Origin of the sequence: Aeromonas sp. 19NY04SH05-1, from assembly GCF_040581895.1 — a bacterium.
GTDB classification, from domain to species: Bacteria; Pseudomonadota; Gammaproteobacteria; order Enterobacterales; family Aeromonadaceae; genus Aeromonas; species Aeromonas enteropelogenes.
Window position 1 is genome coordinate 2,397,534 of sequence record NZ_CP095328.1, and the last position, 25,551, is coordinate 2,423,084.

Below are 25,551 nucleotides of genomic sequence, written 5' to 3' on the forward strand. Positions count from 1 at the left end.
GCGCCCTGCTCTCTTGCCACACCGGCAAGAAAAGCCAACCACTGTTGCCAAACATTCCCCTCTTCCCACAAAAAAACGGGGCCGCCTGGCGGCGGCCCCGAAACGGGTAGGCATCCCTAGATGGCCCACCCCCCAGCGTAGAAAATCACCAGGGCCAGGGCGATGATGACGGTCCCCGGGTTGAGCTTGCGCCACTCGTTGGAGCAGACGCGTCCGATCACCAGGGCGCTGAAGCCCAGCATGATGCCGGTGACGATATTGCAGGTGAGCACGATGAAGACGGCGCACACCAGGCCGGACATGGCCCCGACGGAGTCACTGAAATCAAGCTTGGTGACATTGCTCAGCATCAGGAGCCCCACGTACATCAGGGCCGGCGCGGTGGCATAGGCCGGCACCAGATAGGAGAGCGGCGAGAGGAACAGCATCAGCAGGAAGAGACATCCCACCACAGTGGCGGTGAGCCCCGTCTTGCCGCCCGCTGCCGTGCCCGCCGCCGACTCGATATAGACGGCAGCCGGCGCCGCCCCAACCAGGCCGGAGAAGATGCTGCTGACCGAGTCGGCACTGAGCGCCTTGCCGCTGTTGATGATGTGGCCATCCTTGTCCAGCAGATTGGCCTGGCCCGCCACCGCCCGTATGGTGCCGGTGGCGTCGAACACCGCCGTCATCACCAGCGCCAGCACGCTGGGCAGCACCAGGGGCGAGAGGGCCCCCATGATATCGAGGCTGAAGATAAGGGAGTTGCCCTGCGCATCCGCCAGGCTCGGCATCGCGAACAGCCCCTGATAGGTCACCGCCGGATCGAAGATGAGACCGAAGATGGAGATGGCAATGATGACCAGCAGGATCCCGCCCGGCACCCGCAGTTTTTCAAGGCCGAAGATCACCGCAAGGCCGATGAGAGACATGATGACCGGCATGGAGGTAAAGGCCCCGAGCGCCACCGGCAAGCCTTCCAGCGGATTCTTGATCACCAGCCCCACCCCGTTGGCGGCGATGAGCAATAAGAAGAGGCCGATACCGATGCCGGTACCGTGTGCGATCCCCATCGGCAGGTTATCCAGGATCCAGCTACGCACTCCGGTCACCGAGATGGCGGTAAAGAGTACCCCCATCAAAAAGACCGCGCCGAGCGCCACCGGGATGGAGATCTGCTGCCCCAGCACCAGGCTGAAGGCGGTAAAGGCGGTGAGCGAGATGGCGCAGCCGATGGCCATGGGCAGCTTGGCCCAAAGCCCCATCAAAAGCGAACCAAAGCCCGCCACCAGACAGGTGGCCACAAAGACGGCGCCGGGGGGAAAGCCCGCCTTGCCGAGCATGCTGGGCACCACGATCACCGAATAGACCATGGCGAGGAAGGTGGTGAGCCCGGCCAGCACCTCCTGGCGCACGTTGCTGCCCCGTTCGCTGATCATGAAGAAGCGATCGAGCGTCCCCATGGGTGTTTGTCCTGATCCGGCCTCGCCAATCTCCTGCCCGGCCTGCTCTTGCACACTGCGTATCCTGCTGTTTGCCTGGGTCATACCCAACTCCTTTCGAAAACACCTGAATGTGTCGTAACGACATGCGTGTCGTGACGAAATGGCGGTATTCACTGCGGGTCTCTCCTGCGGGCCTGTCGCAGCGCCAAGACCAGATAACAGGCAGATTCAAACGTTTGCCTTGCTGGTCAACAAAACCGGACCATTTCCCCTTGTGTCCCGGGGTCTGGCCCCGGTGTTTGCGATGCTGGCGCCCCTTGCAGGTTCGCCAGCCTTCGTGTTCTCTGGGGCAACTTCACGCCGCCCCATTGCCTTCCCTACCCTCGCTCGTGCACCAGCTGGCCATCCACATAGGTGCGGTAGATGGATCTGTCGTCCCCCAGGGTCAACAGCACAAAGAGCTTGTCCCGCAAGGTGGTGGAGTTGTCATAACGCAACTGCTGCAACGGGGTGGCGACCGGGTCGAGCACCACGAAATCCGCCTCCTTGCCCGTGGCAAAGCTGCCGATCTTCTCGTCCAGCCCCAGCGAATGGGCGCCCCCCAGGGTGGCCAGATAGAAGGCCTGATAGGCCGAGAGCCGCTCGCTTTGCAGTTGCATCACCTTGTAGGCCTCGTTCAGCGTCTGCAGCATGTTGAAGGTGGTGCCGGCACCGATGTCGGTACCTATCCCCACCTTCACCTGCTTGTGCCACGCCTTGTGCAGCTTGAAGAGGCCACTGCCGAGATACAGGTTCGAAGTGGGACAAAACGCGATGGTGGAGTCGGTCTCCTTAAGGCAGTCCCACTCCTGCTCTTCCAGGTGGATGCAGTGGGCAAACACGCAGTTATGGCCGGTGAGACCGTGCTGGTGATAGACGTCGAGGTAGCCCTGATGCTCGGGAAAGAGGGATTTCACCCAGGCGATCTCCTCCCTGTTTTCGCACAGATGGGTGTGCAGATAGGTGGTGGGGTACTCCTCACGCAACCGTTTTGCCATCGCCAGCTGCTCGGGTGTCGAGGTGGGGGCAAATCGTGGTGTGATGGCATAAAGCAGGCGACCATTGCCATGCCAGCGCTCGATGAGCGCCTTGCTCTGCTCATAACTGCTCTGCGCAGTATCCAGCAGATAATCGGGGGCGTTGCGATCCATCATCACCTTGCCCGCGATCATCCGCATATTGATGCGACTGGCCGCCTCGAACAGGGCATCCACCGACTCGGGGTGAACGGTGCCGAACACCAGCGCCGTGGTGGTGCCGTTTCGCAGCAGCTGCTTGATAAAGAAGGTGGACATCTCGCGGGCATACTCGCGATCGTTGTAGCGCCGCTCGGCCGGGAAGGTGTGCTGGTTGAGCCACTCCAGCAACTGCTCGCCATAGGCCCCCACCATCTCGCTCTGGGGGTAATGAATGTGAGTGTCGACAAAGCCCGGCACGATGAGCTTGCCGCGATAATCACGCACCCGCACCTCGCTCGGGATGCGCCCCTTGCCCTCCTCCCACTGGCCGAACCAGTCGATGCAGCCGTTGCGGATGATCAGGAGCCCATCCTCGACGAGGCGGGCGTGAGCCTCTATCTCCTCGGGGTGATCCACCACCCGGGTGATGTCAAAAAAGCTGCCACGGATGGCTTTGACTGAGTTGTCGTAGTTCATAACCTTGTCCCTGTTTTTATCGTTCTGTAATGAGATTCAGACCCGCTCTATCCCGGGTTCACTCACCCCTGCTTCCTCTACCCGGGGTACTGCCTCCCGGCTGGCGGAGGCGGTCTGAAAAGCGCTGTCCGGCTTGTCGCTGAGTTGGATCACTTCCACCCCCTCGGCGCCCTTGAGCACCTTGCGCTTGCGGCTCGGGGGCAGCACCAGATTCAGGATGATGGCGGTGATGCCGCCGGCGCAGATGGGGTTCTCCACCAGCATGTAGATGCCGGCGGGCAACACCTTGAAGACGTTAGGGTCGTAGGAGACGCCGAGCCCCAGGCCCAGTGAGGTGGCGACGATCAGGGTCTCGCGGCGGTCGAAGCCGTGACTGATGATGATGCGGCCACCGGCGATGGCGATCATGGAGAACATGATGGTCATGGCGCCCCCCATCACCGGGGACGGAATGGTGGTAAAGAAGCGCCCCACCACGGGGAAGAGCCCCAGCAGCACCAGGATGACGGCGATAAACTTGCCCACGTGGCGCGAGGCCACCCCGGTCATCTGGATGACGCCGTTGTTCTGGGCAAAGGTGGTGAGCGGCAGGGAACCGAGGGCCGAGGCGATCACCGACACCAGGCCGTCCGCCAGTACGCCGCCGGAAAGCCGTTTTTGAAACTCGGGGCCGCGGATCTCCTGGCGCGAGACCATGGCGGTGGCGGTGATGTCCCCCACAGCCTCCAGCACGCTCAACAGATAAATGGTGCCCGCCAAGAGGAAGGCGTGGGCATCGAAGGTAAAGCCGTATTTGAACGGCACCGGAATGGTGACCAGGGGCAGATCATTTAACGGGGAGAAATCCACCATGCCGAGCATCAGGGCCACCACATAGCCCACCAGCAGGCCGATGGCGATGCCGCTCATGCGAAGCAGCGGGCTTTTGCTGCAGTTGAAGGCGACGATGACACAGAGCACCAGCAGCCCCAGGCCGATGTTCTCGTACTTGCCGAAGGTACCGCTGCTCATGGCGGAGAAGCCGCCGCCAAAGTCGATGATCCCCACCTTGATGAGGCTAAGGCCAATCATCAGCACCACCACCCCGCTTACGGTCGGGGTGATCACCCGTTTGAGGTAAGGCAGTACGAAGGAGGAGCCCATCACCAGGAAGGCGCCGACGAAGGAGACCCCGAGCAGGGTCGAGACGATCAGCTCCTCGTGCAGGCCATCTTTTTTCATGGCGCTGCCGAGCGCAATCATCACGGTAACGAAGGAGAAGTTGACCGACTGGATGGAGAGCAGGCCCGAGCCGATGGGGCCGTAGCGGTTCACCTGCAACCAGGTGCCAATGCCGGAGGCGATCATCGCCATGGAGACCAGATAGGCGGTGGTCTCGGTGGAGAGGCCGAGGGCCCCGCCGACGATGAGAGCCGGGGTCACCATGGGCACGAAGATGGCCAGCAGATGGGTCACTGCGCCCATCAGGGTTTGCGAAAAGGGGGGCTGGTCTTCCAGCTCGTAGATCAGATCCGAGTGCTTGCGTGTTGTTTTAGACATCTTGATTGTCCCATCACACAGAATATGGGCGGAGTACTCATTCCGCTGTCAGGTGTCGGGGCGAGCCTGCGCCCGCCCCTCACCTTGGCTGTTGTCATGCCACCGTTTGTTGCTCCAGCTTGCCGAGCTCACGCAGGATCTGCTCCGGCGTGAAGTGCCATTTGCGCAGCCAGATCCCGCAGGCGTCGTGAATGGCGGTGGCGATGGCGGGCGCGGCGCCGTTGACACCGATCTCCGAGATGGACTTGGCGCCGTAAGGGCCGACCTTGTCGTCACTCGGGACCAGGAAGGCCCTGAAGTCGCGCGGGATATCGCCAATCTTGGGCGCACCATAACTCTTGAGATCCCGGGTGAGCGGGATCCCCTTGCCGTCATAGCAGATCTCCTCGGTCAATGAGTGGCCGATGGCCCGCATGGTGGCGCCGTAGATCTGGCCGAGGGCCAGCTCGGGGTTGATGGGAGTGCCGCAGTCGAGCAGGGCGTAGAACTTGTCGAGGCGGATCTCGCCGGTGCGCAGGTTGACCGCCACCTCGGCAAAGTTGGCCCCGTACGGGAAGGCCAGCTCCGAGGTGATATAGCTGGCGGAGCCCACCAGGATGCCAAAGCCGGTGCCGGTCTCCGCCTTGTGGGCTATCTGGCCAAGGGAGACCTCTCCCAGTTTGCCGCGCACCACCCCGGGGTAGACCAGCTCGACATCCGTCACAGGCTCGCCCAGCATGGCGGCGCCATGGAACAGGATCTTCTCCCTGAGGTTCTCGGCCGCCTTCTTGGCCGCATTGCCGGAGAAGCAGGTGCCCGAAGAGGCATAGGCCCCCTTGTCGAACAGGGCGTGGTCGGTGTCGCCAGAAATCACATGCACATCGCCGAGCGGGCAACCCAGCACCTCGGCGGTCAGCTTGGCCACCACGGTGTCGAGGCCAGTGCCGATATCGGCGCCACCGGAGTGGACGATAAAGGTACCGTCAGATTCCAGCTTGACCATGCAGTTGGCCTGATCGATGTCCGGGATCCCCGATTTTTGCATGATGATGGCGACGCCACGACCGATGCGCCAATCCCCGTCCGCGGGTTTGGGGCTGTCCCAGGCGATGAGCTCGCGCCCCTGTTTCAGGATGGGCTCGAGGGCGCAGCTGGCTGCATGGGGCACCGAGGTGGGCATCTTGCCCTCGCCGATGGCCCCCAGCACCTTGAGGATGTCCCCTTCGTGGACCCGGTTGTGCTCCACCATCTCGAGCTGATCGATGCCCAGTTGCTCTGCCAGCTCGGCGATGGCCATGGTCAGCGCGAAGTTGCCCTTGGGCGCGCCGTAACCCTGATAGGCCCCGGTCGGGCAGATGTTGCTGTAGTAGGTGTTGACGGTGAAACGCACGTTGTCGCACGGATAGAGCGGCAGGGAGAGCGCCGGGCCGTTGCTTGGCACCGTCAATGAGTGGTTGCCGTAAGGGCCTGTGTTGGCACGGAAATCCATGTCGATGGCGGTGAGGGTGCCATCTTTTTTGGCTCCTATCTTCACCGTCACCTTGGCTACGTGGCGGGAGGTGTTGCTGATGAACTCCTCTTCACGGGTGTAACGGAAGGTGACCGGACGGCCGGTGACCTTGGTCGCCCAGGCGCACACCTCCTCCAGCAGGATGTCCTGCTTGGAGCCAAAGCCGCCCCCTACCCGCTCCTTGATGACGTGCACCTGGTGCTGCTTCATGCCGACGATGCGCGCCACCTGACGGCGCACGTGCCAAGGCACCTGGGTGGAGGCGTGAATGATGAGACGCTCCCCATCCATGTAGGTAAAGCAGATGTGCGGCTCGGTCGGGCACTGCTGGGCCTGGGTGGATTCGTATGTGCGCTCCAGCACCACATCCGCCTCGGCAAAGCCCTTGGCCACATCGCCAATCTGACCATGGACGCTGGCAGCCAGGTTCTCGTGGGGGCGAGCCCCGATGGGGAAATTGATGATCATGTGCTCGTCATCGCGATAGACGGCGTTGGCGTTCTGGGCCTCCAGATCCGCCGGGGCGCCGGCCATGTAGACGATGGGCTCGTCGTGCACCAACGGCGCATTGGGGGCCATCGCCTCATCGATGTTCATCACTGCCGGCAGCACCTGATACTCGACCTCGATGAGTTTGAGGGCCGCCAGCGCAATGGCCTCGCTCTCGGCCACCACGGCGGCCACCCTGTCCCCCACGTGGCGCAGCTTGCGACCAAACATGCGGCGATCGAGCGGTGACGGCTCGGGGGCGCTCTGGCCACCCGGGGTGTAGTAGACATCCGGGCAGTTGCGGTAGGTGATGACGTGCACCACCCCGGGCATGGCTTCGGCGCGGCTCACGTCAAGCCGGGTGATAAGGGCATGGGGATGGGGGCTTCGCAGCATCTTGATCACCAGCGCATCCTCGGTGACCCTGTCCTCCACGTAGCAGGGCTTGGCCTGCACCATCTTGGCGGCGTCCACCTTCGGGCAGCTCTTGCCGATGTGGCGCAAGTCGCCCCGAAACTCGGGGGCGATCTGGCACAGGTAATCCGGATCCTTCATCCGCGAACAGGCGAGTTCGATGGCCTGGTAGAACTGCTGGTAACCGCCGTCACGGTGGAACAGGCCCGAGAGTGCATCGTCGATTTGATCACGGGTGGGGTTCGGGTGGCGATCAAGCAGATCGGTCACGATCAGGGAGGCGGCCGGATCGTTGTAACCGGACTGCACGACCCCTACGTCCACCATGGCCTGCTGCACCAGACTGAGCTGGTTCCAGCTGCCCAGCGATTCGGCGGTGCGCACCTCGGCCCCCTCCAGTTGTGCGGCAATCAGCAGGGAGGCGTTGACCACCTTGCCATTGAAGAGGATGGCGTCGGAGCCGGCGAAGCCGAAGCCGTCGTCACTGTTGCGCACCGAATGCATCCGGCACTGGTTGAACAGCACCCGCTGGGCATTCTCGCCGGCGGGGCAAATGACGGTGCGCAGGGCACCGTTCAGGGTAAAGTTAAGTTCCATCATGCCTGTACCTCCTGCTGCTGGCACTCCACCAGCAGATCCGCCACTACCACGCCGCTGATATAGCGCTTGTAGGCCACGCTGCCGCCGAGATCCGCGCGCGGAGTGACCAGCTCGCTCACCGCCGCCTCCAGCGCCGCATCGTGCAGATCGCGCCGCTCCACGTCACGCAGGCGCATGGGCTGCGGCGTCACGCCGGCCAGGGCGACCCGCATCTCGCCAAGGGCATCGAGGGCCACCGCCGCCGTCATCACGGCCAGGCCATCAGCGTTACGACTGATGCGACGGGTCGCACAGCGCAGGTCGGGCTCCGGCAGCACCACCCCCAACACCAGCTCCTTGCGCTGGCCCGCCAGATAGGCGTCGATGGGCTGCAGCTGGTTGTTCTCCAGCACCACCACGGCTTCGAGCACCAGCAGCACCGGCAGCAGGGGGGAGTCCTGCTGCTGGCAGGCAAGCTCGCCGCCGACCGTGGCCTGGTTGCGCAGATGGCGGGAGTAGACAAATCCCAGCGCCTCGCCCAACGCGGCCGGGGTGCGGGGATCATCTTTGAGGGTTTGCAGGGTGACGCTGGCGCCGATATGAAGCTGGCCATGCTGCTGTTCAATCTGGCCAAGGCCGAGCCGCTCCAGGGAGATGGCGACCTTCTTGTCGGTGCGGGTCGGGGCGGCGTTGAGCTTGCTGCCGCCCCCCATGTAGACGGCGTCGTTGCCAAACTGGGCCTTGAGGGCCAACGCCTGACCCAGTTGCTCGGGTCGGAAGAATTGTTCAATCATGTGTCGTCCTTACTCTTGCTGCCCGCCGCCGGGACGTTCCACAGGGCGGGCAATCCGGTGCAAATCTGCAAACGGCGGCCCTAAGCCAGCGCGTCCATCCGTTGCCACAGGCGGCTCGCCACCTTGCTGGCCTGCTGATAAATGGGCTCGACGTCAAAGGCGAACTCGCGATCCTGATAGACCATGCGCCCCTCCACCATCACGCTGTTGACCGAGGATGAGCCCATGCCAAAAGCAAGGTGGCCACCGAGGTTGCGCGGCGCCAGCGGGGTCGGTGCGGCGTAGTCGCAGATGGTGAGGTCGGCCTTGTAACCCGCCTCCAGTCGGCCAAACTGGGCGCCGAAGTTGCGCTCGAGCAGGGTGTTGCCGTTCCACAGGAACCTGGCAAAGCTGTCGGGCCACAGCGCCCCGCCGGCATCCCTGTGCTTGAAGTAGGCAAACTTGAGCTCTTCGAACATGTCGGCACCGATGCCGTCGGTGCCAAGGGCCAGGTTGCGAAACTGTGGCAGGTGCATGTTGTAGCCCACGTGGTTGTTCATGTTGGAGCGGGCGTTATGCACCAGGAAGGCATCGCGGCTGTTGAGCAGCTCGATGTCAGAGGGGCTTAAGTAGATGCCGTGGGCAATCAGCGACTTGCTGTCGACAAGATCAAACGCGTCCAGCCGGGCGATGGGTTCATTACCGTAATGGTGGTGACCATGGGCCAGGTCGTAGCGGTCTTCCGCCACATGGATATGCAGACCACGGCCGGTGACCTGCAGCGCTTCGCGCAGCATGGCCAGCCCCTCGTCCGGCACGGTGAAGGGGGCGTGGGCGCCGATGTGCGCCTCCACCAGATAGGGTTCGTCCCCCTTGGCCTTGGCGGCATCGATGGCTTGCGCGAACTGGATGTTCTCCTCCACCCCGGCCTGCAGTTCGGCCAGCCCCCCGTTGCGATCCGTGGTCTCGAAGCAGGTCATGCCGCGCAGCCCAGCCTCCATGAACCCTTTGCGCAGCACATTGAGGGAGCCCTTGATGAAATTGGGCGAGGCGTGGTGGTCGATCACCGCGCTGCAGCCGCTCTTGATCGCCTCGAGCGAACAGATGAGGCCGCTGTAGTAGAGGGACTCCTCATCGAGCGCCCGATCGAGGCGCCACCAGAGGTTTTTCAGGGTGGAGATAAAGTCCGGACAGGGGGCGATGTTGGCCATGATCCCCCGCGACAGGCCGGAGTAGAAGTGGTTGTGGGCACAGACAATGCCCGGCATCACCAGCTTGCCCCCCATCTCCCGGTAGTTGGCCTCCGGGTAGAGGGCCAGCAGATTAGGGCCTACCGCCTTGATAAGGGAACCTTCAATGGCGATATCCACCCCCTCCAGCACCCGGGTCGGCTCCAGCTGGACGGCGGTGACGTTTTTCAGAATAAACATGGTTTGCTCCTTCGCTTATTCGTTATTCGCTCAGGCCGCGACGGCCCCCAGCAGGTAGTGGTGGTGCGCATGGACATGGCTGATGATGCGGCACATGTCACCGAGCGCCTCGGGCACATTTGGGATCCGGCTTTGGGCGTCTATGGTCAGGCGATAGGTCTCGCCGCCCTGGCGTACCCGCAGCTCACCGCCCCCGTCATGGCCCTCGGCCAGATAGAAACCGGGGTTGCGGCTGTTGTCGAAGTCCTCGGACAGGCTGAAGATGGTGACCTTGTCCTGATAGGGCTTGCCCTGCCAGGGGCAGAACTGGGCACAGTTGCCGCACTCGTTGCAGTAGGCATCCAGGTGCAGGGTCTGGAACTGATCCTTGAAGCCCGGCACCGCGATGGCGACGTTGGCCCGGTTGGGGCAGACATCCACGCACTTGCTGCACAGGTAGTTGCACTCGAGGCAACGGTGCGCCTCCTGGGCCACGAAGGCATCCCGCTCCCCCTTGTCCACCAGGGTGACGGCGATATTGCCCTTGCGGCGGTAGATCTCCTCCTTGTCAGACGGCTGGCTGGTCACATCGCACGGCTTGCCGGCAATGTGCTCGCGGGCCAATACCAGATCCGCGGCGCGGCGGGCACCACCGATGGCAGCCACGATGGAGGACGGGCCGCTTTGCACGTCGCCGATGAGGAAGACGTTGCGACGGCGGGTCTCGCCACTTTGGGCATCCACCTCGGGCCAACCATCGCTGCCAAGGGGAATGCCCATGCGCTGCAACACCTCGCAATCGGGCTGCTCGCCGATGGCGGTGATCAACGCATCCATCTGCATCACCTCGGTCTGTTCGGTGGGCACGGGGCGACGGCGGCCCTGCTCGTCAGGATCCCCGAGGGACATCATTCGCACGGTGAGCTTGCCATCTTTATCAAAACGCTCCGGATTGGTGAGGAAGCAAAAACGCACCCCATCCTCCACCGCTTCCAGATACTCCTCGCGATAGGCGGGCATCTCTTTTTCGCTGCGGCGGTAAATCACGGTCACATCGCTCACTCCCGGCACCTTGAGGGCGGCGCGGGCGCAATCCATGGCGGTGTTGCCGGCACCGATCACCGCCACATGGCGGCCGAGCGGCAGCGGCTTGCCCTGATTGAAACTGCGCAGGAAGTGGAAGGATTTGTAGATGCGCTCGTGATCCCCTTCCAGACGCATGCCGCCGTTCTTGTCGGCCCCGATCCCGACGAAGACATAGGTAAAGCCCTGCTCCTGCAGCTTGTCGACGGTGAGCGCCGGATCGCAACCAAACTCGAACTTGACCCCGTGGGCGGCGACAAAGTCGATGTCGTGCTGGATAAGTTCAGCCGGAATACGGAACTCGGGGATGATGTGCTTGACCACACCGCCGGCGTCGGCCTCGCGCTCGAAGATGGTGACCGGATGACCGGCCCGGGCCAGGAAGTAACCGGCGGACAGACCCGCCGGGCCTGCCCCGATCACCGCGACCGGGTGCTTGTCACCGCTGCCGGCCGGCTTGTGCCAGCGCGCCTTGTACCCTTCCCAGCCGCGCTCGAGGGACACTTTTTTCAGCTCGCGGATATTGAGGGGGCTGTCGTAGTCCAGACGGGTGCAGTTGTACTGGCACTGGTGATCGCAGATATGGCCTGTGATGGCCGGCAGGGCGTTGCGCTGGTAAATCAGCTCGAGGGCCGCCACATACTCCCCCTCGCCCATCAGGCGAATGTACTCGGGGATATCCTGATGCACGGCGCAGGCGGTGACGCAGGGCGCCACGTAACAGTCGGTCAGGGGCAGGCCGCCACCCACCTCGATGCGATCCTCGGACTTCCACTCCTTCTGGGTGTAATCCATGGTGAGGGCCTTAGCGGCCAGGGCCTCCAGCTTGGCGACATCCACCCGGGTCATGGCCCAGCTGTCGGACGCATCTATCTCCTTGAGACACTCCAGCTGGCGCAGGTAGCCACCCGGTTTGAGCAGATCGGTGGCCATGGTGATGGGGCGGATGCCGGTTTCGAAGATCTCGCAGATATTGAACTTGCTGGCACCGCCCGAGTAGGAGATGGGCAACTTGCCATCGAAGGCGCGGGACAGCACGGCGGCCACATTGATGGAGAGCGGGAACAGCGCGCGGCCGGACATGTACATCTCATCCCCCGGCAGCGCCCCCTTGCGGTTGATGGTGCCGAGGGTGTTGGTGAGTTTCACCCCGAAGGTGAGCCCCTTCTCGGCCCCCAGCGCCATCAGACGGGTCAGCATCCCCTTGGCCTGATCCAGCTTGAGATCGTGATCAAACGACTCTTCGCTCAGACCAATGTAATCAAAGCCGCAGCCATCGAGGATCTCGCGCACCCGCGGGTAGCCCAGCAGGGTCGGGTTGAGTTTGACGAAGGTGTTGAGCCCCTTCTCTTCCAGCATGTAGCGGCAGATGGCCTCGATTTCGTTGGGTGGACAGCCGTGCATGGTGGAGAGGGTCACCCCATGGACCAGGGTGGCCGGAATGCAGTCCGCCAGCTGCTGCAGGCGATCCCGGCGCGCCTCCAGCCCCAGTGCGGCGATAAACTGCTCGTCGGCCACGAACTCGCGCAGCTGCTGCTGATACTCGGCAAATGCCGGGCGTTGGCTTGCATCCATCAGGCCGTGGATAAACTGCTGCATGGGGGGCTGTTTGATGCCATCAAGGTTGTAGCCCACGCTCATGTTGAAGATAAAGGACTTGGCTTCCCCGTCGAGGCGCGGATCGAAGATCTCCTCCAACAGATAGAGGGCGAACCAGGCCTTCAGGTACTCGTCAAATGCCTTGGTCAGGGTGAACTCGGTGGACCACTCGGTGTTGAAGCACTCGTCCTCGGCATCGATGCAGGGCTTTGCCAGTTCGAGACGGTCCAGGATCTGCACCGTCTTGAGCTCAATAAAGCGCCCGCCGGTCAGCCAGGAGGTGACGATGTTCTGGGCCAGTTGGGTATGGGGGCCGGCCGCCGGGCCGATGGGGGTCTCGCAGGTTTCACCGAATACCTTGATCTTGCGCTCGTCCTGCTTGCGATAGAATTGCGCGGCGGGAATGCCGAAGATGGACTGGCTCTCTTTATATTCCGCAAAAATTCGGGTCAGAAGGTTCTTGAAGGGAACGGGTCGCATAATATCGCCCATGATGATCTCCTTGCAGCGGCTCTGCTCATTTACATGGTGAATAACTGGGGTTTTCCTGCGGGATCGCCCCTTGTAAAGGAGAAGAGCAACTATCAGGCCAGCGCGGCTGCAAATGATTTTTTTGCGATAAAAGCGTGAGGCAGCTCCAATTAATGAAAGTGACAGGCAATTGGCCCGCCATATTAAATGAGAGTGGTTATCACTCACCCGAAAATATATTCAGGCATACCGTGATAAAAAATGAGGGCTATCAAATCAGGCAGGTGTCCATATCACTTTGATACGGCCAAAATTATCGCCTTTATCACGATAATGGCGCCCCTGTCGGCCGCCATATATAGATGCACGGATGCTGCCGGAATAAAGGAAAAGCAAGAGATGAGCTGCGGCTACTTTGTCAGGCAGGCTTGCTTAAAGAGTGGATGCGGGCATCTCGGCACCTGCTGTCGGCGCCTGCGCCAGCAGAGCCTGATAACGGTCCGGCGTATCCACATCGAACAGGATGGCGGGGCTGTCGACCGGCACCAGACGGTGGGGATGCTGCTGCAACCAGCGCCGCACCGAACCTTGCGCCGGAGCCGCCGCCAGCGCTCTGGCAAGGGATTTTGGCAACAATACCGGGTGACCTGCCTCCCCCTGCCAGGTCGGAAAAAGCGCATACTCTCCCCGCGCCTGCCAGAGCGTCTGGAACACGGAGGGAGGAATGCAGGGGAGATCCCCGTGGCTGATAAAGAGGTAGTCCGCCTCACTCGCCGCCAGGGCGCAGCGGATGGAACTGCCCAGCCCCTGTTCATAGTCGGGATTATTCACGATCTGAATATCGCGCCGGCTGCCATAACGGGCCACCAGCTCGTCGCCGCGATATCCCACCACCAGAATAGCCCGCTCACAACAAGCCAGGGCATTTTTGAGACTTGCATCAAGTATTGTCCCCGAACCGTAAGGTAGCATCATTTTCCAGCTACCCATTCGGGAGGACAATCCCGCCGCCGTCATTACGCAGTCGCACGATTCTTTTCGATTGGCAGACTGTTTCTCGCTTCCTTCTTTATTTAATTCGGACATCACCATGTCATTACCTGCTCCTGTATCAATCCCCTTTCCGGATATTTCCTCATTATTAGGCCAGCTCATAAAAAATAGTGATAGCCATACCACATTAATTAGTCTGTGCGGGGCAGGCGGTAAAACCAGCACCCTGTTCTGGCTGGCCGACTATTTCCATCAACAGGGCAAGAAGGTGCTGATCACCACCACCACCCGGATGTTTCTGCCCTCCCCATCCCACTATCGGGAGCTAATCATCGAAGCGGATCCGGTCCATCAGCTGACCCGTTGCCAGCAACTGCCCGATGGCCCGGCCCTGGTCGCCCTGTTCAGCCATATCGAGCAGGCCAGCGGCAAGGTAGCAGGCCCCACGCCCCAGCAGCTTGATCTCATCAAGGGGCAGCAGCGCTTCGACATCATCCTGGTCGAGGCGGACGGTGCCCATCACAAGTTATTGAAAGTGCCGGCTTTGCACGAACCTTGCATTCCAGGAAGCAGCGATTGGGTGATAGCCCTGATGGGTGGCGCCATGGTGGGGGCAAAGGCCGACCCGGCGCAGATCCACCGTTGGGCCGAGCTTCAGGCTTTATGCGGGATTGCGCCAGGTGAACCGCTGGATTGGCCGCTGTTCGATAGGCTGCTCTCCCACCCCGACGGGGTGTTCAAGGGCACCCCTGCAAGGGCGCGACGGATCTGGTTTATCAACGGTGATTATCAAAATGAGGCGTCATGGCAGCCGCCATTGATAAACCTGTTGGCCCGTCACCCCGAACTTCACGCCATCTGGCAGGGGGCGGTGCGCGAACCGCAAGCCATCCGCCACGCCATCGCGCTCATACCCGGGGAGCCGGTTTAGCCACCAGGTCCCGATTTGGTTAAGGATAACAAGAGGTACCTTATGAATCTGTTTGCACACGCCGCCCGGCTGGAACAAGCCAACACCCCCTTCGCCATGGCCAGGATCATCGAGAGCCGCGGCTCCACCCCGCGCCATCAGGCCCAGATGCTGATCGAGGGAGATGGCCGGATCCACGGCACCATCGGCGGTGGCATGATAGAGCGACGGGTGATCGAGGAGGCGATCGCCGCCATTGCCGAGCGCAAGCCGCGCATCTTCCACGGTCGGATGGCCCGCAACGGCGAACATGCGGTGGGCTCGGATTGCGGCGGCGCCATGTCGGTCTATATCGATGTCTACGGCCTGCGTCCCCGGCTGGTACTCATCGGCGGCGGTCACGTCAACCGGGCGCTGGCCCATGCCGCGGCCCCCTTGGGCTTTGATATCCATGTCGGCGACTGTTTTGAAGGGAGCCTCAATCCCGAACTCTTCCCCGCCGGCACTCATCTTCAGCAGGCCGACACCATCAGCGCCGTCATCGAGGCGCTGGCCATCGAGCCCGCCAACTTCGTCATCATCGCCACCAACCATCAGGACAAGGAGGCGCTGGATCGGCTCATCACCCGTCCCCTCGCCTACCTGGGCCTGCTCGCCAGCAAGCGCAAGGTGCAAACCTTCACCCAGGCCCTGCGCCAGCAAGGGGTGAGTCAGGAGCAGTTGCAGCAGCTGCACGCCCCCATCGGCTACAACATAGGGGCCGAGACCCCGGAGGAGATCGCCATCAGCATCCTCGCCGAACTGTTGCAGGTGAAAAACGGCAAGGCGGGCGGCCTGATGCAGGACGATGTGCGCCTCAAACAGGATCGGCTGGTGGTGATGCGCGGCTCAGGCGATATCGCCACCGGGGTGGCGCTACGCCTGCACAATGCAGGCTTCAAGGTGGTAATGCTGGATCTCGACAAGCCCACGGTGATCCGCCGCACCGTTGCCTTCGCCCAGGCGATGTTTGACGGCGAGACCTGCGTCGAGGCAGTGCGCGCCAAGCGGGCCGAGAGTGTCGAGCAGGCCTTTGCGCTGCTGGAACAGGGGATCATCCCCCTGCTGGTGGACCCCGATGGCGCCACCCTGCGCGATCTCAAGCCCCGCTACCTGGTGGATGCCATCCTCGCCAAGCAGAACCTCGGCACCCACAGGGAGATGGCCCCCATCACGGTGGCCCTTGGCCCGGGCTTTGAGGCGGGTCGCGACTGCGATGCGGTCATTGAGACCAACCGCGGTCATCATCTGGGCCGGGTCATCTATCAGGGCCCTGCCCAGCCCAATACCGGTATTCCCGGGCTGATCGAGGGGCACTCCGCCCGCCGGGTGGTGCGCGCCCCCGTCGCCGGGGTGATGAAGAGCCTGATCAAGCTCGGCGACCTGGTGCAGGAAGGGGACGTGATCGCCCACGTGGGGGACGCCCCCATAATCGCGCCGCTGTCAGGCATGGTGCGGGGGCTGCTCAGCGATGGCATCGAGGTGACCGTCGGCTTCAAGATCGGTGACATCGACCCCAGGGGCGAGCGGGCCGATCCCACGACCGTCTCTGACAAGGCGCGCGCTATTGGCGGCGCCGTGCTGGAAGCCATGATGCACCTGGCCCAGCGCCGATAACCCTCGGTTACCTGATGCCGATAGTTAGCACAAGGCCCCTGACGGGGCCTTGTTATTGATGCAGTCTAGCAAAGAGCGATGAGTCATCATGCTCCGGCGCGACCCGTCCGCCAGGCGCGAGCAGCCAGCACTGCCAGGGTCACGGCAGTCAGGGGCAGCACAAAACCGGTCATGGCCTCCATAAAGGAGCCCTGCATCGGGCTGGCTGTGGCGTGCAGCACCAGCCAGACGGTGTAGGCGATGTAGTAGGCCAGAAACAGGGCTCCCTCCCAGCGGGCGATGGTGTAACCGGTAAAGAAGATGGGCAGGCAGGCGAGCGCCACGGCGATCATCACGGGGATGTCAAACGTCAGCGCTGCGTCAGAAACCTCAAGCCCGCCGGGGGGCACGATGGAGGTGACCACCTCGGGCAAGGAGGTGCCGGCAGCCACTATGGTCAGGCCGATGATGAGATCGCTGACGCCGAAGTAGTGGGCAATTTCGACCGCACTGCCAACCAGCAAGCGGGATCCGAGAATGAGCAGGCCCAACCCCGCCGCGATAAAGAGCAGGTTGCGCAACCAGCTGCCCGCCGTGCCGGGCTCGCGGGTGCCAAACTCCTGTTCGTATTCCGCCTGCACCGCCTTGCTTTCGCGTCGGCTCTGGATAAAGAGAAACAGGGTGTAGGCGATGATACCGGCAAACAGCAGACCCCCTTCCAGCGCAGAGATGCGGCCATCCCAACCCAGGATCAGCACCAGCACGGAAATGGCGATCATCAGGGGCACATCGAGGCGCACCAGCTGCTGGGAGACCACCAGCGGCACGATCAGCGCAGAGATACCGAGGATAAACAGGACGTTGAAGATATTGCTGCCGACCACATTGCCCACCGCAATACCTGCCTGCCCCTCCAGCCCGGACTGGATGCTCACCGCCAGCTCGGGGGCACTGGTGCCGAAGGCCACTATGGTGAGCCCGACCACCAGAGGAGAGATCCCCATCATGGTGGCAAGGCGTGAGGCTCCCCGCACCAGGGACTCCGCCCCCACCACCAGACACACCAGGCCCACGGCCAGCCATATCAACGTCATCATAGCGATCCATCCTTGTCGGCAAAAAGCGAGATAATCATTATCTATCAGATACCTGCATTACCATGCAGGTGTAGCAGGCCCCATATTGCCACACTTTTCTCCGCCTTTGCTCCTTGTTTTACAGCCCCCTTTGAGCACAGCTTGAAACCGGTAACGGGGCACGCCCAAGGGCCATATTCCCATACAAGTGAGTGCCCGTCTCAGGAGTGCTTGACCCGGGTCTCCCCCGCCACCGACACCACGGAACGTTTGCCCTTGCGGCTGATGACGATGAGCGCCAGCACGATAAGGGCGATGCCGCTCCCCTCCACCGGCCCCGGGTTTTCCCCGAGCAGCCACCAGGAGAGCAGCACGCCGCTCACCGGCACCGCCAGGGTGCTGAGCCCGGCAATCCCCGCCGGCAGTTTTTTCAGCACAAACAGCCAGAGACTCCAAGCCAGCGCCGTGGCAAAAATAGCACTGTAGGCGAGCGCGCCAAACACATAGGGCTGCCAGTCGATGGGTCGCTCCGGCACCAAGGCTGCCACCAGCGCCATCACCAGGGTGGCGTAGATCATCTGCCAGGTGGTGAGGGACATGAGATCCACTGTGGGATGACGGGCATACATCCGTTTGGCGATGATGGCGCTGATCCCCCAGCAGATGCCGGAAGCGATCCCGAGCAGCGCGCTCTTCATGGAGTCGAGGTGCAGCTGCCAGGGCTCGATCACCAGCAGCAGGCCGCAGGCGGCCACCCCGACCGCCACGTAGTGGAGTCGGCGCATCCGCTCCCCCAAAAAGAGCGCCGCGAAGATCACCACCCAGAACGGCATGGTGTAGCTCAGGATCGCCACCTTGCCCGCCCCGCCGCTGATCAGCGCCCACTGGGCCAGCCCCACCATGCCACAGGTCTGGAACAACCCGATGGCCAGGGTGTAGCGAAACGGAGTGGGTTTAAGGTATTTGCGGCCACGCAGGCATTGCACCAGCAGCAACACCAAAGAGCCGCACAGGCAGCGCAGGGCGGTGAACTCGAAGGCCCCCGCGTAGAGCATCACCTGCTTCATCACGATCCAGCTGTAACTCCAGATGGCAGTGAGCAGAACCAATCCCCCCAGCGCCGCCATGTTGATCTTGCTACTCATTGCTTGTCTTGCTGCCTCTTCTATCGCTAATCAGACCTATTTTGGGGGAGCCATCTTACGCCTCTCCCATCACCCTGCCCATCGCGGATCACAACTTGTCGGCTTATTCTTCCCGTCTGCCAATCCCTTGCGCCAGCCAACAGAAAGGGGGCCGATGGCCCCCTGTTTGTGCTGACAAGATCGAGCCTACTGACTTATCAGGGTGCCGGTCTTGCCGGCAATCCCCTCGGCCGCCTTCTCCAACAGGGTGATGAGGGATTTGCGCCCCGGCATGGAGCTCGCAAACGAAAGCGCCGCCTCCACCTTGGGCAGCATGGAGCCCCTGGCAAACTGCCCCTGCTCGATAAAGCCCCGGGCATCCGCCACGCTCAGGGTGTCGAGCCACTGCACGTCGGGCTTGCCGAAGTTGATGGCGACTTTTTCCACCGCGGTGAGGATGATCAGCATGTCAGCATCAATCAGCTCCGCCAGCCTGGCACTGGCCCAATCCTTGTCGATCACCGCGCTGGCGCCGCGCAAGTGGTTCCCCTCGCGCAGTACCGGGATGCCGCCGCCACCGACCGTGATCACCACCTGCCCCGCCGCCAGCATGGCCGAGACCGTCTCCTTCTCGATGATGTCGACGGGTTTGGGGGACGCCACTACCCGGCGATAGCCGCGACCGGCATCCTCTTTGAGGCGCTCGCCTTTGGCCATCAGCGCCTCGGCCTCCTCCTTGCTGAAAAAGCCGCCGATGGGTTTGCTCGGGTCGAGGAAGGCGGGGTCGTTTTTATCCACCTCAACTTGTGTCACCAGGGTGGCAACCGGCTTATGGATACCGCGCTCGAGCAGCGCCTCGCGCAGGGCATTTTGCAGGTCATAACCGATATAACCCTGACTCAGGGCCACGCAGACCGACATGGGCAGATGGGGCGCCTTTTCGTCGTGGCGGGCCGCCACCTCGAACGCCTGCTGGATCATCCCGACTTGCGGGCCGTTTCCGTGGGTCACCACTACTTCATGCCCCTTCGCAATCAGGTCGGCGATGGTCCGCGCCGTGCCCTGCACCGCCTGCATCTGCTCAGGCAGGTTGTTGCCCAGCGCGTTGCCGCCAAGGGCCAGTACGATTCGCTGTTTCATCTTGTGCTCTCCAGTGATGGGAGAAGCCGGCGCGCGGTCGGCTCCCTTTGTGTTCATCTATCTCTTTATGAAAAAACTGTTCTGCCAACATGCGGGGCTCTCGCCCCACGGGCAGGCGCCCCTGGGCGGTGTTCTCAAAATGCTAGTGCGGCGCCGGATACAGGAGCGAATTGAGCTCGGGGGCAAAGGGGGCGCGGGCCAGAAAACGGCCATGGCCGCGCCGCCCCAGAAACTCGCCGTCGCGGGCCACTATCTCGCCGCGACTCAGGGTCAGCCTGATCCGGCCCTGGCAGCGCATCCCCTCGTAGGGGCTGTAGTCGCCGTTGTCATGTAGCTGTTGATGGGAAATCAGGGTTTCACCGCGGGGATCCATCACCACCAAATCGGCGTCGGCCCCCGGTTGCAGATTGCCCTTGCGCGGCCAGAGGCCAAACAGGCGCGCCGGGTTGGCGCTTGTTAAGGCCACGAAGCGGGACGGCGTGATGCGCCCGCCGAGCACCCCATGGGCAAACAGCAGCAGCATGCGGTTCTCGGCCCCGGGCAGGCCGTTGGGGCAGCGGCTGAAATCCCCCCCCGAGAGGGTCATGCGCTGGGCGTGGGAAAAGTTGCAGTGATCGGTGGCCACCGTATCGATATCCCCGGCCGCCAACCCGACCCACAGCTTGTCCTGCTCGCAACGCCCACGCAGCGGCGGGCTTAGCAGGTAGTCGACCCCGTTCTCCAGGTGGTAGCAGGAATCATCGAGCAGCAGATATTGCGGGCAGGTTTCCACCCAGACCGGCTGGCCCTGACGGCGCGCCAGCTTGAGGTACTCCAACCCCAGGCCATTGGAGAGGTGAACAATATAAAGGGGCGCATTGCCCGCCAGCGCCGCCAGATTGATCATCCGGCTGATGGCCTCCGCCTCGCAGGCAAGCGGCCGGCTCTGGGGGTGATACCAGGGCTCGTGGTGACCGGCGGCCAGCAGCGCCTCACGGCGTACCGCGATGGCGGCATCGTTCTCGGGGTGCACGGTGGCGAGCGCCCCCACCTCCTTGAGGCGGGCTAGGGCGCGCAGCACGTCGCTGTCTCCCAGCTTGTAGCGGTAGGTGAGATAGAGCTTGAAGCTGCTGATCCCCTCCTCCTGCACCATGGCGGCCATCTCGTGGAGAATGTCGTCATCCACATGCTGAATGACGCCGTGAAAACCGTAGTCGATCACCGCCTGATCGGCGGCGTAATCGTGATAGCGAGCCAGCTGGTGATGCAGGTTGCACCCCGCCGGGCCAAATCCCATGTGATCGATGATGGTGGTGGTGCCACCACAGGCGGCGGCACGGGTACCGCTGAAGAAGTCGTCGCAACTGCGAGCCATGCCCACATCGATGTTGAAGTGGGTGTGGACGTCGATCCCCCCCGGCATCACGTAGCAGCCGTCGGCCTCGATCACCTCGGTCTCGTCATCGGGCTGGATATGGGCGGCGCGGGCCCGGATCACCCCGTTATCGATCAGCAGATCCTGGCGATATTCCCCCTGCGCATCCACCAAGGTGCCGTTCTTGATGAGCCGTTTCATCCACTCCCCCTCAACTCCTGTTGCCCTTCACGCACCAAGCCCCGCCTGGGCGGGGCATATCGTTGGTAGCAGGGATGCCGGCATCCCTGCACCCTTGCTTACTTGTCCAGCTCCGCCAGATAGAGCATGGGGATCACCGCATACATGGCGGCGCACTTGACCAGATGCTCCTTCCAGGTCTTCTCGTTCGGGGCGTGGGCTTCCGGCTCTTTGCCCGGGCCAAAACCGATGACCGGGATGCCGTGACGACCCATGATGGAGACGCCATTGGTCGAGAAGGTCCACTTGTCGACCACCGGCTCCTTGCGGAACAACTCGCGGTAGGCCTTGGAGAGGGTCTTGACCGTGATGTGATCCTCTTCCACCTTCCAGGTCGGGAAGTAGCACTCGGTGGGATAGACCAGACCCGTATAGGCCGGACGGTCGTACTGGTACATGGAGACTTCGGCACCGGCGGCTTTCACGGCCGGCAATGCGCGGATCTCGTCGAGCGCCCCTTGCCAGGTCTCGCCCCAGGTGAGGCGGCGGTCGATGGAGACGGCGCAGCTGTCCGCCACCGCGCAGCGGCTCGGGGAGGTGAAGAAAATCTCGGAGACGGTCAATGTACCCTTGCCGAGGAAGTCGTCATGGCCAAGGTTGTGACTGAGCTCCTGCAACTCGCCAAGGATGGGGCCCATCTTGAAGATGGCGTTGTCACCGCGCTCGGGCGCCGAGCCGTGGCAGCTCACTCCCTGCACCTCGACGCGGATCTCCATACGCCCGCGCTGGCCGCGATAGATGTTGCAGTCGGTCGGTTCGGTACTGACCACGAATTCAGGGCGGATCTTGCTCTGCTCGATGATGTACTGCCAGCAGAGGCCATCGCAGTCCTCTTCCTGTACGGTACCGGTCACCAGCAGGGTGTATTCATCTTCCAGCCCCAGATCCTTGATGATCTTGCCGGCGTAGACCATGGAGGCCATGCCCCCTTCCTGATCCGAGGCGCCGCGCCCGCCGATGATCTCGTGATCCTCCATCCCCTCATAGGGGTCGAAGGTCCAGTTGGCCATGTTGCCGACGCCCACGGTGTCGATGTGGGCATCCATGGCAATCAGATGCGGGCCATGGCCAATATAGCCCAGCACGTTGCCCATGGGGTCAATCTCGACCTTGTCGAAGCCGACCTTTTCCATCTCCTGCTTGATGCGCAGCACCACCTTCTTCTCGTCGCAGCTTTCACTGGGAATGGCGATCATGTCGCGCAGGAACTGGCTCATCTCGGCCTTGTACTGGTAGGCCTTCTCCAACACCATTTCAAACGGAATTTGCTTGCTCATTGTGATCCTCCATAACAACCTGATGTGCGAGGTTTGGCCTGTTTGCCAGCCCCGCCCTGACCCTTCACCACGCCCCCGTTAACAGGGCGCGATCAGTTCTTCAATTCGTGTCTCTGCTCTTGCAGGAAGTGGCTCGCAGCCGGGGTTACTCGCAGGCGGGATGCTTGCCTTCCCACACCACTTCCCGGTAGTGGGCCACGTCGGTATCCCCTTCGGTGCTGATCAGCAGCACCACTGAATCCTGATTGAGCCCCAGCCGCGCCATCAGGGCATCCCGCTGCGGGTGGTGGCGCACCGCCGCCAGCAACCCGGTGCCGACCGAGCCGGATTCGCCCGAGATGATGCGGGGATCGTCGCCAAGGGGATTGCCGAGCACCCGCATGCCGAGCGCCGACACCTTGTCGTGACAGGAGATGAACTGGGTGGTGCAGTGCTTGAGCAGCGGCCAGCCGAGGGGATTGGGTTCACCGCAGGCGAGCCCGGCCATGATGGTGCGCATGTCGCCCCCCACGTTGACCATCTCGCCGGCCACGCCGGAGCGGTAGAGGCAGTCGGCCTGATCCGGCTCAACCACTATGCTGTGCAGGTTTCTTGCCCCGAAACAGTCCACCAGATAGCCGAGCACGCCGCCCGCCAGGGCCCCGACCCCGGCCTGCAGCAGTACATGGGTGGGCTGCTGGATGCCCATGGCCTGCATCTGCTCGACCGCTTCATCGGCCAGGGTGGAATAACCCTGCATGATCCAGGTCGGGATCCTGGTGTACCCCTCCCAGGCGGTGTCCTGCACTATGTGCCAGCCGCGCTCTTCGGCCATCTTCATGGTGAGGCGCACGGTATCGTCATAGTTCATGTCGGTGACGATGCACTCGGCGCCGAGGTTGAGGATGTGATCCACCCGCTCCCGGGCCGAGCCTTTGGGCATATAGACCACCGCATGCTGACCCACCTGTTTGGCGGCCCAGGCGACGCCACGGCCGTGGTTTCCATCCGTGGTGGTAGCGAAGGTCATCGGCTCCTTGATGGTGCGCTTGATGAGATCGAAGGTGAAATTCTCGATGGCCACTCCGTATTTTTCACAGAGCAGGTTGGCGATGGCATAGACGCCCCCCAGCATCTTGAAGGCGTTGAGACCAAAGCGTTTGGATTCGTCCTTGACCAATATATTTTTCACCCCGACATAATCCGCCAGTGCTTTCAAATCACAGAGCGGCGTCGGTTCATATCCGGCCAGTTTTTTATGAAATGCACGGGCCTTTTGTGCTTCGATACGGGAAAATAACGGGGATGTTTCTCCGGTAAAAAAGCGGTTATCCGCAATATCCATCTTCAGAGAAAATTGGGACATAGTGACCTCACAAAGAGCCATCTCGCCGGAGAGACCTTATTCAAGGGGCTATCCGGGGAGAAGACTCGCGATAATAAATGCGCTGTTGCAGTGGGCAGGGTGAAATAGCCACCCTGCCCGACTTGCCATTATTTGACGCGCTTTTGCGCTTCCTTGATAAGATTTTCCAGGGTTTCGGCAGGCGCCGAGAATTTGCGGGCCATGATCATGGCGGCGATGATATAGGGCTTCCAGCTCGCCTCTTTATAAGTGGCGATGCGATATTTCTCGAATACCCCTTCGGTCACCTCACCCTCCTTGCAGGAGACACCGGAAATATCCGCCGGCAAGCAGTGCATATAAAGTGCCTCGCCCCCCTTGGTGAGCTTCATCATCTCTTCGGTGCAGTGCCAATCCTTGTGCTTGGCGTTTTGCGCGAGGCAATGTTTCTCGAGGTCTTTGAGGCCGGCGTGGTCATTGGCCCGCAGCAACTCGGTGCGCTGTTCCATCACCTGGTAGGGCGCCCAGGACTTCGGATAGACGATGTCCGCATCCTTGAACGCCTCTTCCATGGAAGTGACCTGACGGAAGCTGCCGCCGGAGGCCTTGGCGTTCTCTTTGGCCACCTCGATCACGTCCGGGATCAGGTCATACCCCTCGGGATGGGCCAGGGTCACGTCCATGCCAAAACGGGTCATCAGCCCGATGATGCCTTGCGGCACAGAGAGCGGTTTGCCGTAGCTCGGGGAGTAGGCCCAGGTCATGGCAATCTTCTTGCCCTTGAGGTTGTCGAGGCTCCCGAAATGCTCCTGCAGCCAGGCGAGATCAGCCATGGACTGGGTCGGGTGATCAATGTCGCACTGCAGGTTGACCAGGGCCGGACGCTGGGGCAGCACCCCCTTCTCGAACCCTTCGTCGAGCGCCGCCCCCACTTCGCGCATATAGGCGTTGCCGGCCCCGAGATACATGTCGTCGCGAATGCCGATGGCGTCGGCGCAAAACGAGATCATGTTGGCTGTCTCGCGCACCGTCTCACCGTGAGCTATCTGGGATTTGCCCTCATCCAGATCCTGCTGGGCCAGGCCAAGGAGATTCAGGGCTGACGCGTAAGAGAAGCGGGTCCGGGTGGAGTTATCGCGGAAAACCGAGATACCGAGCCCGCTGTTAAACAGCTTGGTGGAAATATTTTCGGCGCGCAGGGTCTTGAGGGATTCGGCCAGTTTCAATACCAATTCCAATTCCTGCGGGGTTTGCTCCCAGGTCAGCAGAAAATCTTTTTCGTGCAGGTTGGAGTTGAGTGCCTTTATCTCTTTGATTAAATCGTTAACTGCTTTCATCGTTCGCCCCAATCATTGGATGATATATGGATAGCTCCCCTTTCACTCACGATGTCACCAGCGTCACGGTTGTGGGTGAGCTCATCGGTTAGCGTCGACAAGAGATAATCAATAAGCGTGCCAGATTAAAAAAAGGCGGTGGAATAATAAGAAAAGGAAAAAGTATGTGATGCAAGGC

17 protein-coding genes are annotated in these 25,551 nt (G+C 61.9%); 2 read left to right on the forward strand and 15 right to left on the reverse strand.

From position 1 onward, the window contains the following. Positions 1-116: 116 nt before the first annotated feature. From MRK42_RS10990 to MRK42_RS11025, 8 genes are all read right to left on the reverse strand, one after another. The gene (locus tag MRK42_RS10990; RefSeq protein WP_338612472.1) at positions 117-1,442 is read right to left on the reverse strand and encodes an NCS2 family permease; all 1,326 of its coding nucleotides are present in this window, start codon (positions 1,440-1,442) and stop codon (positions 117-119) included. Positions 1,443-1,801: 359 nt separating this feature from the next. After that, on the reverse strand, positions 1,802-3,118 hold the full coding sequence (guaD, locus tag MRK42_RS10995) for a guanine deaminase (protein ID WP_338609840.1): 1,317 nt from the start codon (positions 3,116-3,118) through the stop codon (positions 1,802-1,804). 36 nt (positions 3,119-3,154) lie between these two features. Next, entirely contained in the window at positions 3,155-4,657 is a 1,503-nt protein-coding gene (locus MRK42_RS11000) for a nucleobase:cation symporter-2 family protein (RefSeq protein WP_338609842.1), read from the reverse strand. Between the two features lie 94 nt (positions 4,658-4,751). Further along, a complete protein-coding gene (locus MRK42_RS11005) occupies positions 4,752-7,649 on the reverse strand; it encodes a molybdopterin-dependent oxidoreductase Mo/Fe-S-binding subunit (RefSeq protein WP_338609844.1) in 2,898 nt (965 codons plus the stop codon). Next, a complete protein-coding gene (ygfM, locus tag MRK42_RS11010) occupies positions 7,646-8,422 on the reverse strand; it encodes a molybdopterin-dependent oxidoreductase FAD-binding subunit (RefSeq protein ID WP_225632509.1) in 777 nt (258 codons plus the stop codon). The genes MRK42_RS11005 and ygfM overlap by 4 nt, the downstream gene beginning before the upstream one ends. Before the next feature lie 80 nt (positions 8,423-8,502). Then, entirely contained in the window at positions 8,503-9,831 is a 1,329-nt protein-coding gene (gene ssnA / locus MRK42_RS11015) for a putative aminohydrolase SsnA (RefSeq protein ID WP_338609849.1), read from the reverse strand. Between the two features lie 30 nt (positions 9,832-9,861). Continuing rightward, positions 9,862-12,984, reverse strand: coding sequence for a putative selenate reductase subunit YgfK (gene ygfK / locus MRK42_RS11020; protein WP_338609851.1), 3,123 nt, complete (start codon positions 12,982-12,984; stop codon positions 9,862-9,864). Positions 12,985-13,395: 411 nt separating this feature from the next. Then, complete coding sequence (locus MRK42_RS11025; protein WP_354689051.1) at positions 13,396-13,935, reverse strand: NTP transferase domain-containing protein; 540 nt, start codon at positions 13,933-13,935, stop codon at positions 13,396-13,398. A 118-nt stretch (positions 13,936-14,053) separates the two neighbouring features. On the opposite strand from MRK42_RS11025, the gene yqeC reads away from it, so the two are divergent. Next, positions 14,054-14,887 (forward strand): selenium cofactor biosynthesis protein YqeC, encoded by an 834-nt coding sequence (yqeC, locus tag MRK42_RS11030; RefSeq protein ID WP_338609855.1) that lies wholly within the window; start codon positions 14,054-14,056, stop codon positions 14,885-14,887. Between the two features lie 42 nt (positions 14,888-14,929). Further along, positions 14,930-16,522, forward strand: a complete 1,593-nt coding sequence (gene yqeB / locus MRK42_RS11035; RefSeq protein ID WP_338609857.1) for a selenium-dependent molybdenum cofactor biosynthesis protein YqeB — start codon at positions 14,930-14,932, stop codon at positions 16,520-16,522. A gap of 86 nt (positions 16,523-16,608) precedes the next feature. Here yqeB and MRK42_RS11040 read toward each other — a convergent pair whose 3' ends face one another. The 7 genes from MRK42_RS11040 to ygeW form a co-directional block, all read right to left on the reverse strand. After that, entirely contained in the window at positions 16,609-17,598 is a 990-nt protein-coding gene (locus MRK42_RS11040) for a calcium/sodium antiporter (protein WP_338609860.1), read from the reverse strand. 200 nt (positions 17,599-17,798) lie between these two features. Further along, on the reverse strand, positions 17,799-18,722 hold the full coding sequence (locus MRK42_RS11045; RefSeq protein ID WP_338609863.1) for a DMT family transporter: 924 nt from the start codon (positions 18,720-18,722) through the stop codon (positions 17,799-17,801). 186 nt (positions 18,723-18,908) lie between these two features. Then, positions 18,909-19,841: a carbamate kinase gene (arcC, locus tag MRK42_RS11050; RefSeq protein WP_201977802.1), complete on the reverse strand. Its 933-nt coding sequence runs from the start codon at positions 19,839-19,841 to the stop codon at positions 18,909-18,911. Positions 19,842-19,983: 142 nt separating this feature from the next. After that, on the reverse strand, positions 19,984-21,396 hold the full coding sequence (gene hydA, locus MRK42_RS11055; RefSeq protein WP_338609867.1) for a dihydropyrimidinase: 1,413 nt from the start codon (positions 21,394-21,396) through the stop codon (positions 19,984-19,986). Between the two features lie 98 nt (positions 21,397-21,494). After that, complete coding sequence (locus MRK42_RS11060; RefSeq protein WP_026458439.1) at positions 21,495-22,712, reverse strand: YgeY family selenium metabolism-linked hydrolase; 1,218 nt, start codon at positions 22,710-22,712, stop codon at positions 21,495-21,497. A gap of 145 nt (positions 22,713-22,857) precedes the next feature. Beyond that, entirely contained in the window at positions 22,858-24,057 is a 1,200-nt protein-coding gene (gene dpaL / locus MRK42_RS11065; protein WP_338609870.1) for a diaminopropionate ammonia-lyase, read from the reverse strand. A gap of 128 nt (positions 24,058-24,185) precedes the next feature. Next, a complete protein-coding gene (gene ygeW / locus MRK42_RS11070; protein ID WP_338609872.1) occupies positions 24,186-25,373 on the reverse strand; it encodes a knotted carbamoyltransferase YgeW in 1,188 nt (395 codons plus the stop codon). Between the last annotated feature and the right edge of the window lie 178 nt (positions 25,374-25,551).

What these genes read in the sequence shown, in the direction of transcription:
- MRK42_RS11005 (WP_338609844.1), bottom strand. Translation starts at nt 7,649, where the DNA reads ATGATGGAACTTAACTTTACCCTGAACGGTGCCCTGCGCACCGTCATT.
- MRK42_RS11060 (WP_026458439.1), bottom strand. Translation starts at nt 22,712, where the DNA reads ATGAGCAAGCAAATTCCGTTTGAAATGGTGTTGGAGAAGGCCTACCAG.
- yqeB (WP_338609857.1), top strand. Translation starts at nt 14,930, where the DNA reads ATGAATCTGTTTGCACACGCCGCCCGGCTGGAACAAGCCAACACCCCC.
- MRK42_RS10990 (WP_338612472.1), bottom strand. Translation starts at nt 1,442, where the DNA reads ATGGGGACGCTCGATCGCTTCTTCATGATCAGCGAACGGGGCAGCAAC.
- guaD (WP_338609840.1), bottom strand. Translation starts at nt 3,118, where the DNA reads ATGAACTACGACAACTCAGTCAAAGCCATCCGTGGCAGCTTTTTTGAC.
- arcC (WP_201977802.1), bottom strand. Translation starts at nt 19,841, where the DNA reads ATGAAACAGCGAATCGTACTGGCCCTTGGCGGCAACGCGCTGGGCAAC.
- hydA (WP_338609867.1), bottom strand. Translation starts at nt 21,396, where the DNA reads ATGAAACGGCTCATCAAGAACGGCACCTTGGTGGATGCGCAGGGGGAA.
- dpaL (WP_338609870.1), bottom strand. Translation starts at nt 24,057, where the DNA reads ATGTCCCAATTTTCTCTGAAGATGGATATTGCGGATAACCGCTTTTTT.
- ssnA (WP_338609849.1), bottom strand. Translation starts at nt 9,831, where the DNA reads ATGTTTATTCTGAAAAACGTCACCGCCGTCCAGCTGGAGCCGACCCGG.
- yqeC (WP_338609855.1), top strand. Translation starts at nt 14,054, where the DNA reads ATGTCATTACCTGCTCCTGTATCAATCCCCTTTCCGGATATTTCCTCA.
- MRK42_RS11025 (WP_354689051.1), bottom strand. Translation starts at nt 13,935, where the DNA reads ATGCTACCTTACGGTTCGGGGACAATACTTGATGCAAGTCTCAAAAAT.
- ygfK (WP_338609851.1), bottom strand. Translation starts at nt 12,984, where the DNA reads ATGGGCGATATTATGCGACCCGTTCCCTTCAAGAACCTTCTGACCCGA.
- MRK42_RS11040 (WP_338609860.1), bottom strand. Translation starts at nt 17,598, where the DNA reads ATGATGACGTTGATATGGCTGGCCGTGGGCCTGGTGTGTCTGGTGGTG.
- MRK42_RS11045 (WP_338609863.1), bottom strand. Translation starts at nt 18,722, where the DNA reads ATGAGTAGCAAGATCAACATGGCGGCGCTGGGGGGATTGGTTCTGCTC.
- MRK42_RS11000 (WP_338609842.1), bottom strand. Translation starts at nt 4,657, where the DNA reads ATGTCTAAAACAACACGCAAGCACTCGGATCTGATCTACGAGCTGGAA.
- ygfM (WP_225632509.1), bottom strand. Translation starts at nt 8,422, where the DNA reads ATGATTGAACAATTCTTCCGACCCGAGCAACTGGGTCAGGCGTTGGCC.
- ygeW (WP_338609872.1), bottom strand. Translation starts at nt 25,373, where the DNA reads ATGAAAGCAGTTAACGATTTAATCAAAGAGATAAAGGCACTCAACTCC.